This window comes from Thiomicrorhabdus chilensis DSM 12352, from assembly GCF_000483485.1.
GTDB lineage: Bacteria > Pseudomonadota > Gammaproteobacteria > Thiomicrospirales > Thiomicrospiraceae > Thiomicrorhabdus > Thiomicrorhabdus chilensis.
On sequence record NZ_KI519609.1, the window covers coordinates 2,287,957 to 2,299,769 of the forward strand.

The 11,813-nt window shown below is 49.2% G+C and carries 8 protein-coding genes; 7 read left to right on the forward strand and 1 reads right to left on the reverse strand.

Features of this window, described 5'->3' with window-relative positions; translation table 11 throughout:
* Nucleotides 1-135: 135 nt before the first annotated feature.
* The gene (locus B076_RS0110890; protein WP_028487343.1) at nt 136-717 is read right to left on the reverse strand and encodes a class I SAM-dependent methyltransferase; all 582 of its coding nucleotides are present in this window, start codon (nt 715-717) and stop codon (nt 136-138) included.
* 119 nt (nt 718-836) lie between these two features.
* Here B076_RS0110890 and rep point away from each other — a divergent pair, with 119 nt between their 5' ends.
* From rep to B076_RS0110925, 7 genes are all read left to right on the forward strand, one after another.
* Nucleotides 837-2,870, forward strand: coding sequence for a DNA helicase Rep (gene rep / locus B076_RS0110895; protein ID WP_051347314.1), 2,034 nt, complete (start codon nt 837-839; stop codon nt 2,868-2,870).
* A gap of 44 nt (nt 2,871-2,914) precedes the next feature.
* Complete coding sequence (locus B076_RS0110900; RefSeq protein ID WP_028487345.1) at nt 2,915-4,114, forward strand: iron-containing alcohol dehydrogenase; 1,200 nt, start codon at nt 2,915-2,917, stop codon at nt 4,112-4,114.
* 343 nt (nt 4,115-4,457) lie between these two features.
* Nucleotides 4,458-5,408, forward strand: coding sequence for an OmpA family protein (locus B076_RS12795; RefSeq protein ID WP_051347315.1), 951 nt, complete (start codon nt 4,458-4,460; stop codon nt 5,406-5,408).
* 57 nt (nt 5,409-5,465) lie between these two features.
* Nucleotides 5,466-6,128 carry a transglutaminase-like cysteine peptidase gene (locus B076_RS0110910; protein ID WP_038150546.1) on the forward strand — a complete coding sequence of 221 codons (663 nt, stop codon included), beginning with the start codon at nt 5,466-5,468 and terminating at the stop codon, nt 6,126-6,128.
* Between the two features lie 58 nt (nt 6,129-6,186).
* Nucleotides 6,187-8,136 (forward strand): bifunctional diguanylate cyclase/phosphodiesterase, encoded by a 1,950-nt coding sequence (locus B076_RS0110915; RefSeq protein ID WP_028487347.1) that lies wholly within the window; start codon nt 6,187-6,189, stop codon nt 8,134-8,136.
* Nucleotides 8,137-8,240: 104 nt separating this feature from the next.
* On the forward strand, nt 8,241-10,439 hold the full coding sequence (locus tag B076_RS0110920; protein ID WP_084205766.1) for a type I secretion system permease/ATPase: 2,199 nt from the start codon (nt 8,241-8,243) through the stop codon (nt 10,437-10,439).
* Nucleotides 10,436-11,800 carry an HlyD family type I secretion periplasmic adaptor subunit gene (locus B076_RS0110925; RefSeq protein WP_028487349.1) on the forward strand — a complete coding sequence of 455 codons (1,365 nt, stop codon included), beginning with the start codon at nt 10,436-10,438 and terminating at the stop codon, nt 11,798-11,800. Before B076_RS0110920 ends, B076_RS0110925 begins: the two co-directional genes overlap by 4 nt.
* Nucleotides 11,801-11,813 lie beyond the last annotated feature (13 nt).

The window sequence follows — 11,813 nt, forward strand, 5'->3', positions numbered from 1 at the left end:
ACTCCAACCTTTAACCTATGCAAAGCGGAGCCTCAAAACCAATCAAATACCTGATAAGAATACTCGGTATTCTAACAAGGACTTGAATAATAACAAGTCAAGACCTCACCCCTGTCCTGCCAAGGGTTGACGCCGTCACTGTTTGACGCAACGCGAAATCGTATAGTCTTTACCCTGCTTTACCTTTTCATAATTGCCGAACACCTCGATGAAGTTGCGCTTCATATACTGTCTTAATCCGTTGATGGTCACCACCACAAACTGTCCGCCCGGCGCCAATTGCTGATGAACGTCATGCAACAAAATGCTCAACATCTCCTTGCCGACTTTGGCGGGGATATTGGACACCACCGTGGTGAACTCAATGTCTTTAGGCACGCTGCTCAAACCATTGGAAAGATAGGCCTTGGCATTCGACAGACCATTCATTTCCGCGTTTTTATTGGCATATTCCACCGCCACAAAATCCTTATCCACCATATGAACCTCGCCTTTTACTGCGCTGGCGGCAATCGCCAATCCAATCGGGCCATAACCGCAGCCGATGTCCAAAGCGACCTCATCGTCCTTGACTTGCAAATACCGTAAAAAAAGATCGGTTCCGGAATCGATCTCACGCGGACTAAAAATCCCCCACGTAGTCGCAAAACGCAAGGGGTTGCCCATCAGATTCGCTTCGATATGCAGGTCTTGTTTTAACTCATTAATGGTCGCCATACTGGTATTTTCCTAAAGTAATTCTTTTCGATTTGAATTATCATATTGTACCTTTTCTGCTGTTCCGTCATCCAAAAAGCATCAGAACCCAAAGTACTCAAATAGAATCCGAAGCCAGAATGCATAGCCTAAACGAACGACAATATGAAGCGGTCATCCACATTGACACGCCTGCCTTGGTGCTTGCCGGTGCCGGCTCGGGAAAAACTCGAGTCATCACTGAGAAAATAGCCTATTTGATTCGTAAGCACGACTATAAAGCGCATAACATTTATGCCGTGACCTTTACCAACAAATCCGCCAAAGAGATGAAGGAACGTGTCACCAAACTGCTTAAGGACGAGAATACTAAAGGCCTAAATGTTTCGACCTTTCACAACCTGGGGCTGAACATCATCCGCCAAGAGTATAAAACCCTCGGCTATAAAGCCAATTTCTCAATCATGGATGCCACCGACAGCGGTCAGATTCTGAAAGAACTGATGCATAAACAGTCGATTGACCCCGAAGTGCTGGACGGCGTGCAGTGGGACATCTCCAACTGGAAAAACGCACACATTAACCCGCAACAGGCGCTGGAAAATGCCGAAGATGCCCAACAGCAAGCACGCGCACTGTTATACCAGGCCTATCAGAAACAGCTACACGCCTATAATGCGGTGGATTTCGACGACCTGATCGGCTTGCCGGTGAAACTCTTCAGCGAACACCCCGAGGTTCTCGACAAATGGCAGAATAAAGTACGTTATCTGTTGGTGGATGAGTACCAGGATACCAACGCCTCCCAGTACGCACTCGTGAAACAATTGGTCGGCATTCAGGCACGCTTTACCGTGGTCGGAGATGACGACCAATCGATTTATGCCTGGCGCGGTGCCCAGCCAGAAAACCTGGCCTTGCTTCAGGAGGATTTCCCAGCACTTAAACTGATCAAACTAGAGCAAAACTACCGCTCCAGTAACCGCATTCTACAATCGGCCAACCAATTGATTGCCAACAACCCGCACGTTTTTGAAAAATCGCTGTGGAGTGACATGGGCATGGGCGACCACATTCGCGTGATTTCCTGCGCCAACGAAAACCAGGAAGCGGAACGCGTGGTGTCGGAAATCATCGTGCATAAATTCAAACACCGCACCAAAAACAAAGACTATGCGATTCTTTATAGAGGCAACCATCAAGCGCGCCTGATGGAGCGCGCTTTACGCGAACAGAACATCCCCTACGTGATTTCCGGCGGAAAATCCTTTTTCGACCATGCGGAGATCAAGGACATCATGAGTTACCTGAAACTCATCGTCAATCCGGATGATGACGCGGCCTTCTTGAGAATCGTCAACACCCCGCGCCGCGAAATCGGCGCCTCAACGCTTGAAAAACTCGCCACCTACGCCACCGGACGTGGCATCAGCCTGTTCGACGCTACCCAGGAATTCGGCCTGACCAGCATCCTCTCTGAAAAAGCCTTGAAACGCGTGCAGTTTTTTGGCCAGCAACTGCTGGACTGGGCTCAAAAGGTGGACGCGGCACAAGGCGAAGAGGTCATCTCTTTTGTGCGCCAGTTGATTGAAACCCTGGAATACGACAACTGGATTCACGAAACCGCCAGCAACGTCAAAACCGCGGAACGTCGCATCAACAATGTACGTGAACTGATATTGTGGATTGAACGCATCATCAACAAGGCGATTGAAGAGGACGGTGAAGAAAAGCAACTGCAAAGCATCGTCACTCACATGACTCTGATGGACATGATGGAACGCAACGAATCCGAAAAAGAGCACGACATGGTCAGCCTGATGACCTTGCATGCCTCCAAGGGGCTGGAGTTTCCGCACGTTTTTCTGATCGGCATGGAAGAAGAACTTCTGCCGCACAAGCAGAACCTCGAATCTCCCGGCCTGGAGGAGGAACGCCGTCTCGCTTATGTAGGCATCACACGCGCGCAACAGACCCTGACCATGACCTATGCTTCCAAACGCCGAAAATATGGAGAGGACATGGCTTGTGACCCCAGTCGTTTCCTGGAGGAGTTGCCTCAAGACATCCTTAAATGGGAAGGCAAACCCGGCCAGGTCATCAGCAAAGAAGAGCACCTTGAAACCGGTAATGCCCATTTGGCGAATTTGAAATCCTTTCTCAAAAAAGATTAAACTGCCTTACAGCCACCTCAAACCCAAACTTTCGGATTCGCTTTATGCCTCAAACCCTTCCCATATTTCAATTCGCCCCCATGCCGCTTCTCCGTTTCGGCTGGGGAATTCGACACCAACTGGTCGATCACCTCAAAAACAACTATCACGGTCGAGTGGTTTTGATTACAGGCAATTATTTGAGCAGGCCTGGTGAATTTGGGCAGGTGGTTCGAGATGCCCTGCTGGAAAACAATCGCCTAGTCGATCACTTTACGGTTTCCGGCGAACCGTCGCCCGATCTAGTGGACTACATCGTCAGTCAATGCAAGACGGACAGCGAAGTCGTCATCGGCATCGGCGGCGGCAGTGTTTTGGATGCTGCCAAAGCCGTCGCCGGGTTGATTCCGAGCCAAACCTCGGTGATGGAATACCTGGAAGGCGTCGGGGCGGGAAAACCTTTTAATGTCCCCACCTGTCCGTTTATCGCCGTGCCTACTACGGCGGGAACCGGCAGCGAAACCACCAAAAACGCGGTTTTATCCCACCTCGGCGAATTTAAAAAATCGTTTCGTGACGACACTCTCTTGGCGAAAGAAGCTTGGCTGGATCCTGAGCTGTTACGCAGTTGCCCTAAGGATGTGCTCTATGCCACCGGCATGGACGCTTTCACCCAACTGCTTGAATCCTACACGACACTCAAATCCAACCCGATTACCGATGCGCTGGCCTGGCAAGGCATGACACTATTCAAAGGCGCTTTTGAAGACATCGAAAGCGTGGATCCGAATGCTCAGCAGCAAGGATATAGCCGCCTGATGCTGGCCGCTTCACTGTCGGGCACGACACTGGCCAATGCCGGCTTGGGCGCGGTGCATGGTTTGGCCGGTCCGATTGGGGCTTTTTTTGAAGCCCCTCACGGCTTGGTGTGCGCCAAACTTCTAGCGCCGATCTCACAGAAAAACATCACCGCCCTGCAACAACAAACCGATACAAATTCGCAACAAACCTTGGAAAAATACCGTCAAGTCGGCCGTCTTTTCAACCCCGATAGCGAGCCCGGCCAAGAATTGACAGCCCTGCTTGATACGCTCAAAGATTACGCATCGGTTTATACGCCACAAGCCCTGTCCGGATACGGATTACACAAGGATAAATTGCAAAAGGTCATAGCGCATTGCCGTAGCGGCAGCATGATGGGCAACCCGGTGACCTTAAGCGACGTCGAACTGATGGATGCGATGCTTGATACCCTTAGCCAATAAATACCCATATCGACTTGCACACTGAAAAGCCGAAATCACAAGCCAATTGGTGAAAACCAACAGCGTTTTTACCTTTTTTTACCGTTTTATAATTGCCAAACCCGACCATTCCGTAGAGAATTATGCCTATCACCAAACGGTAAAACCGGGTTAACGAATCAGATCACTCCGGAATTCAACCCAACCTGAAGAAACACACAATGGCAGGAACCTATTGATTCGTGTTTTTCACACAACCGAAAACAAAGCAGAAATAAAATCAAGCATTTGTTTCTGTTTTTGACTAAACTGTCATTATTGACATTAAGTTGTTGACCTAGAAACTATTTTCAGGAGATTTAAAATGCGCCATAACGAAAACTCTTCAATGACTTTATCACTGCCCATTTGGGTCATCCTTTTAAGTTTTGCCGGTCTTTCAGCTTGCACAACGACTCCTGAAGAACCGAAAGAATACCCGTCTCATGCCATTGAGGTTCTGCATGAAGACAAACCCGATGCCTATCAAACGGTCTATCCTGATTTGGATCAGGACGGTGTCGCCGACAGACTCGATCACTGCCAGAATAGCCGCTTGAACAGCAAAGTAAACCGTCTGGGTTGTGAACTGGATGCCGATAACGATGGCGTATATGACAAAGACGACCAGTGCCCTAACACGCCAGAAGGCGTTCGCGTTAACTTCATGGGCTGCGAACCCGACGATGACCGCGACGGCGTTGCCAACTCTATTGATGAATGCCCGAACACCCCAATCGGCACAAAAGTAGACGCTAAAGGTTGCCCACTGGATATGGATCTCGACCGTGACGGCGTATTCAACGATAAAGACCAGTGTCCCGACACCCCGCTTGGCGCCAAGGTCAACGAACACGGATGTCCGCCTGAAATCAAAGTGCTGAGCAACATCGTTTTTGATACCGGATCGCCGAAAATCCGTGACGACCAAGCTGCAGTATTGCAACAAAACGCCAGCCGCTTGAAAGACCTCGACAGCGATGAAGTGGTCCTGATTACCGGGCATACCGACTCCGTTGGTGCCGAGAGTTATAACCTGAAACTTTCTTGGCAACGTGCGGACAGCAGCAAGGAGTTTTTACTGAAAACCCTTAACCTTAAAGACTCTGACATATACATCTCCGGAAAAGGTGAGAGCAGCCCGATTGCCGACAATGGGTCAAGCGAAGGCAGACAGCAAAACCGCCGTATCGAGTTGCAGGTTATTCCTCGCGAAAGCTTGCCTGAAAGCGCCGCGGACCGTCTTCCATCTGAATTTGAGAGCATGCGTGATTAAGAGACTGATAACGGGTTGCCAAGCCAGTTACCCAACAACGAGTTAACGAGGTGCGTAATGTCCTCTTGGGCCAAACACTTCGTTTTAACCATAACCGGACTCGCTTTTGGGTTAATGAGCGCCAACGCACAGAAGTCGGCGCAAGTCATCAGCGAGGCACAACTTGTTAAGGCGAGCCAACAATACGGCATGCTCGCCGAAAAGCGATTTCGTGCCTGGCAAAACTTGGTTGACCAGAATGCTGGCAAGCCTGACAAAATCCTGCTGAATAAAGTGAATGACTTTTTCAATCAAGCCCAGTTTGTATCTGATGAAATCCACTGGAAACAAAAGGACTACTGGGCGACCCCCATTGAGTTTTTGGGCACCGATGCAGGGGACTGTGAAGACTACGTCATTGCAAAATACTTTACCCTGAAAGCTTTGGGCGTCCCAGAAGAAAAACTCTATTTAACCTACGTTAAAGCCATTCGGCTCAATCAGGCGCATATGGTACTCACCTATTTCGAAAGCCCAAGGTCGGTTCCTTTGGTTCTGGACAATCTCAACAACCGCATTCTCAAAGCTACTCAGCGAAATGACCTGGTGCCGATATACAGTTTTAACGGTGATGGTCTTTGGCTATCCAAACAGCGCGGCAAAGGCAAAGCGGTCAAAGGCGGAACAAATCGTCTGAAAAAGTGGACTTCATTACTCAAGAAGCTGGAAAACGAATCATGACACACTCTCATCCAGACGCCCCAATAGGTCGTTTTGTTGTAAAAAGTAGGAAAAACGTATGAGCTTAAACAAACAGATGGTGCTCTTTATCGCTTCGATGCTGTTGATACTATTGATCGGCACCTTTGCACTCAACTTATCCAACACCAAACATTTCCTGCAGGAACAGTTAAGCTCGCATGCCCAAGATACCGCGACTTCACTCGGCCTTTCGCTAAGCAGCAACGCCGATCCGGATGACATTTCCACCATGGAAACCATGATCAATGCGGTGTTTGATCGCGGTTATTACTCCAACATCACACTCACAGACATGGACGGCAAGATACTGTACGAACGCATCAACCCCCAGCAAATGGAGGCTGTGCCGGCTTGGTTTATTGAAAGCATAAACTTGCAGACCCCAACGGCAGAAGCGATTGTGCAGGCGGGTTGGATACCAATCGGAATGCTTAATGTCACCAGTCATCCGGGCTACGCCTACACTGAACTCTGGAAGGCCGTCATTAATCTTTCGATCTGGTTTGCGATTGCCGCCTTATTGGCCGTCATCGTCATTGTCAGTGCATTACGCATCATGCTAAAACCGCTCAAGGCAATGGAACAACAGGCTGAAGCGATTGTGAAAAAAGAGTATCTGCTGCAGGACGACCTGCCCAACACCACCGAATTCAGACAAGTGGTCAGAGCCATGAATGCGATGGTTCAAAAAATGAAAGATGTTTTTGACAGGGATGCCAAAACTGCCGCGAAACTGCAGAAGATGGCCTATCAGGACAGCGTGACCGGGCTGAGCAACCGTCGCCACTTTGAAATGGTGGTCGACACCCTGCTCGACATTCAAGAAGAAACCACCCCTGGCATGATCACCCTGGTTCGTGTAGAAGGCTTAAAAGAGTTGAATGATCAGTACGGCTATTTGATTGGTGACCACTTCATGAAACAATTGGCCGATTCACTCTACAGCACCCTGCACACCCCTTATGCCTTATTAGCGAGGTTGAACGGCACCGAAATTGTGACCATCAACCCGGGCTTGGAGGCGCAAAAATTACAGCCGGTGCTTTCACAGGTTTCCAAAGCAATTCCGGATGCTCTAAAGAGCCTGAATGCGGGTGAAGCCCCCACATCCGTTTCCATCGCCTATATGGATTACCAGCCGGGCGAAACCCGGGCGAATCTGCTGTCCTCGCTGGACTACGCGATTGAACAGGCTAGGGAACAAGGTAAAAACCAGACTTTTTACTACTCAAAACAGTCCGACATGGAAAAACAGGCGAACATCTGGAGCCAATTGATCAGAAAAGCCATCACCGAACAGCGTTTCGTCTTGTACCAGCAAAACACCTTCACCTATCAAGGCGAACCGCAGGACAAGGAGGTCTTCATTCGCCTCAGGGATGAGGACGGGGTGATACATTCCGCCGGCTATTTCATGCCTGCGGTCGAACAGTCCGGCAAAACCGCCGAGATCGATAAAATGGTGATCAATCTTGCTTTTGAGCATTTGCAAAAACATCAACCAACCCAGCGCTTGTCAATCAACCTCACGCGTTCCATCGTCTTTAATGCAGAATTACGCAACTGGCTGATACGCAACCTAAATACGAAAGACGTCAGGACATCATTAGCGTTTGAGTTAAGCGAGCCGTTGATGATCGAGAACCCCGAAGTCACCAGCCAGTTCATCAAGGTATTGAAAACCCTCGGGGTGGCGATAGGCATTGACCATTTTGGCAGTCGCTTTTCCAACCTGGGTTATCTGCAAGGCATCAAACCCGATTATGTCAAATTGGATTCGGCTTTTAGCAAGGTCATCGAACAAGACGAGCAGACCCGTCAATACGTCTCCAGCCTGTGTGAAATGGCCAATAGCCTAGACATTAATGTCATCGCCCTGGCGGTTGAAAGTCAGGCTCAACTGGATGCCTTTAGTGAACTGGGGGTGGCGATGTTCCAAGGGTACTACTATGGCGCCCCCACTCCGCTGAATGAGCAGACAAGCTAAAGGTCCGTCTAGATAAGAAAACACACCTGAATAACAATTGAGTTTTCAGGGGTTCTCGGCTAAAGTCACCTTACACCATAAAAATGACAGGATTCAAACGCAACATGACGGAGCATTCAACCACCAATCCATCGCTTACAACAGAAAACGATGAAGAGGTGCACGCCAGTGAATTCAAAGGCATCAACAGCCCTCTGCTTGATTGCTTAGTGATTTACAGCAAACTCAACCGCAATCCGATCTCCAAAGAATCCTTACTGTCCGGCCTGCCCATCGAGTGCGAAAACATCACCCCTGACATTTTCAAGCGCGCCGCCAACCGCGCCGGTCTGATCGCAACGTTCAAACAAAAGCAACTCGGAGAGATTTCCAACCTGGTTCTCCCGTGTATTTTGATCCTTAAAAACCAACAGGCCTGTCTACTCCAAGAGATTGATTTTGAAAATCAGCAGGCCAAACTCATTTTGCCTGACCAAGAAGAGGGCCAAACCCTCATCTCACTGGAAGCCCTTCAGCAGGATTTTGACGGCTATGTTGTCTACCTGACTCAAAAACAATATCACGACCGTAAAAAAGAGAACCTTATCGGTTTTGAACAAGGCCACTGGTTCTGGGGCACCTTATGGTCATCGCGTGCCATTTACCGGGACGTTTTGATTGCCTCAGTCGTCATCAACTTCTTCATTCTCGCCAATCCGTTATTCGTCATGAACGTCTATGACCGAATTGTTCCCAATAACGCAGTGGAATCGCTTTGGGTTCTGGCCATCGGCGTGAGCGTGGTGTACATGTTTGACATCCTGCTCAAATTCCTGCGTTCCTACTTTCTGGAAGTGGCGGGTAAAAAAAGCGATGTTTTACTGTCGGCCAAGCTGTTTGAACAGACTCTCGGACTGACCATGGCCAACCGCGAAGGCAGCATCGGTGCCTTTGCCAACAATCTGCGTGAATTTGACAGTATTCGCAACTTCTTCACCTCAGGCACCATCGCTTCTCTGGTGGATCTACCGTTTGTGATTCTGTTTCTGCTGGTGATTTTCTACATTGCCGGCAGCATTGTAATGGTGCCGATTTTCATTATTTTAATCATTTTGCTCTACAGCCTGTTGCTAAAAGGGCCAATCCAGCGAAGCATCGAAGCCTCCTACGAAGCCTCCAGCCAGAAGAATGCGGTTTTAATCGAAACCTTAACCGCGATTGACACCATCAAATCATTGGGAGTTGAAGCACACTCACAATGGAAATGGGAACAGGCGGTGGGCGAAATCGCCCGTGCCAGCTTGCGCTCCAAAATGCTGCAGAGTTCGATTGGCCGCATGACCGGTTTCATGCAGCAAATGAGTACGGTCGTCATTGTACTGTCGGGCGTTTACATGATCCAGGAAGGCGACCTGACCATGGGTGGGCTCATTGCAACGGTAATGATCAGCCAGAGAGCGATTGGCCCAATGGGACAGTTTGCCAACCTGACCAGCTCCTACCAACAAACCAAAACGGCTTTAGACACGCTCAATCAACTCATGAAAAAAGAGATTGAACGCCCTGAAGAAAAACGTTTCATCCAGCACCCGCACTTTGAGGGGGCCATTGAGTTCGTCAATGTCAGCTTCACCTATCCCAATGAGAACAAACCGGCTCTGAAAAATGTCAGTTTTAAAATCGAACCCGGCGAAAAAGTAGGCATCATCGGAAGAATCGGCTCGGGTAAATCGACCATAGAAAAACTTATTCTGGGCTTTTACCAGCCGACAGAAGGGTCGATTATGATTGACGGCATAGACATCACTCAGCTTGACCCAGCGGAATTGAGACGTAACATCAACTACGTTCCCCAAGAAGTCACATTGTTCAGTGGTGATGTACGCGATAACATCGCTTACCGAGCCCCTTACATTGAAGATGACAAGATCATCAAAGCGGCGCGTCTGGCAGGCGTGGACGATTTCATTAAACAGCACCCTTCCGGTTACAGCCTTAAAATCAATGAGGGCGGTAGTTCTTTATCCGGTGGGCAACGTCAAAGCATTGGGGTCGCCCGCGCGCTCCTGCTGGAAGCGCCCATTTACCTGTTTGACGAACCGACCAATTCTCTGGACGCCAAGTCGGAACAGATCATGATTGACCGCCTCAAACAGGGCACCATTAAAAACACCAGTATTCTAGTCACCCACAAAATGAGCCTGTTACAGCTAACCGACCGACTGATGGTCATGGATAACGGAAAACTGATTGCCGATGGCGAAAAACAAAGCGTACTCGAAGCCTTGAAGACGGGCAGAATTAATAAAAGCAACCAATCATGACCGAAAAAAACCATAACAAACCGCCGATCAAACCGATCTCGCATGACAAGCAGCAAGATCTGGAATTCATGTCCAGCCTGAGCCAAGCGGCGTTGGAAAAGCCGACACGACGTTCACAACTCGTCGTCTGGGTGGTGCTTTTAGTGATGATCTGGCTGGTGGTCTGGGCCAACTATGCAGAGCTCGATAAGATCGTGCGTGGAGAAGGCAAGGTGGTGCCTTCAACCAAAGTTCAGGTGATCCAGAACCTCGAGGGTGGAATCGTTGAAGATATTTTTTTCCAATCCGGTGACAAGGTACGTAAAGGCGACGTGCTCATCAAACTGGACAACACCCAATTCGCGAGTTCCTTTGGCGAGAGTAAGATACGTGCGACCCAGTTGCGCGCGCGCGCCCAAAGGTTACATGCCGAAGCCTTTAACAAACCTCTAACAAGAACCAAAGACCTTGACGACCCGATCATGCAGACCCTGTTTGACCGCGAATATCAGCTTTATGAATCCCGCCAAAAACAACTCTTGACCACTCATGCGATATTGGATGCGCAAATTGAACAGCATAAAATCGAACTTACCGAAGCCTATAGCCAGGAAACCCAACTTAAACGTTCTCACCGCCTTTTAAGCCGCGAAATCAACATGATGAGACCGCTGGTCAGGCAAGGTATTGCTTCTGAAGTCGACTTGCTGAAATTACAGCGTGAAGAGAACGATGCCTTAACCAAACTGAAAAGCACGCAGAACTCGATCCCCAGACTTAAATCGATCATTGCCGAAGCCAAAAACAAACGTAAACAGGCCGAAGAAGAATTCATGAATCAGGCGCATGAGGAGCTTAATGACGTGCTTGCCGAGATCAGTCAGATTGACCAGTCCAATACCGCGCTGGAAGACCGAGTGCGCCGCACTGCGATTACCTCACCGGTAAACGGCACCATCAAACAGCTGCTCGTCAACACCATCGGCGGGGTGGTTCAACCGGGAAGCGACATTGTTGAAATCGTTCCTGACGATGACAAACTTGTTCTGGAGACCAAAATCCTGCCCGCCGACATCGGATTTATCTATCCCGGCCTAAAAGCCAAAGTAAAATTCACCGCTTATGATTTTGCAATCTACGGCGGGCTTGACGGCATCGTCACGCGCATATCCGCCGACACCATCACCGACGAGGAAGGCAACAGTTTTTACATCGCGCGCATTCAAACCGACAAAAACCATTTAGGCAATAAAGCGCAACCGCTGTTCCTGCTTCCGGGCATGACGGCCAGTGTCGACATCGTCGTCGGAAAACACACCGTATTGGATTACATCCTAAAACCGATTATCAAGGCAAAAGAGCTAGCCCTCAGAGAGTCCTGATCGGAGTCAGTCG

Excerpts from the sequence above, each read along its gene's own strand:
- B076_RS0110890 (WP_028487343.1), bottom strand. The coding sequence starts at position 717 with ATGGCGACCATTAATGAGTTAAAACAAGACCTGCATATCGAAGCGAAT.
- rep (WP_051347314.1), top strand. The coding sequence starts at position 837 with ATGCATAGCCTAAACGAACGACAATATGAAGCGGTCATCCACATTGAC.
- B076_RS0110900 (WP_028487345.1), top strand. The coding sequence starts at position 2,915 with ATGCCTCAAACCCTTCCCATATTTCAATTCGCCCCCATGCCGCTTCTC.
- B076_RS12795 (WP_051347315.1), top strand. The coding sequence starts at position 4,458 with ATGCGCCATAACGAAAACTCTTCAATGACTTTATCACTGCCCATTTGG.
- B076_RS0110910 (WP_038150546.1), top strand. The coding sequence starts at position 5,466 with ATGTCCTCTTGGGCCAAACACTTCGTTTTAACCATAACCGGACTCGCT.
- B076_RS0110915 (WP_028487347.1), top strand. The coding sequence starts at position 6,187 with ATGAGCTTAAACAAACAGATGGTGCTCTTTATCGCTTCGATGCTGTTG.
- B076_RS0110920 (WP_084205766.1), top strand. The coding sequence starts at position 8,241 with ATGACGGAGCATTCAACCACCAATCCATCGCTTACAACAGAAAACGAT.
- B076_RS0110925 (WP_028487349.1), top strand. The coding sequence starts at position 10,436 with ATGACCGAAAAAAACCATAACAAACCGCCGATCAAACCGATCTCGCAT.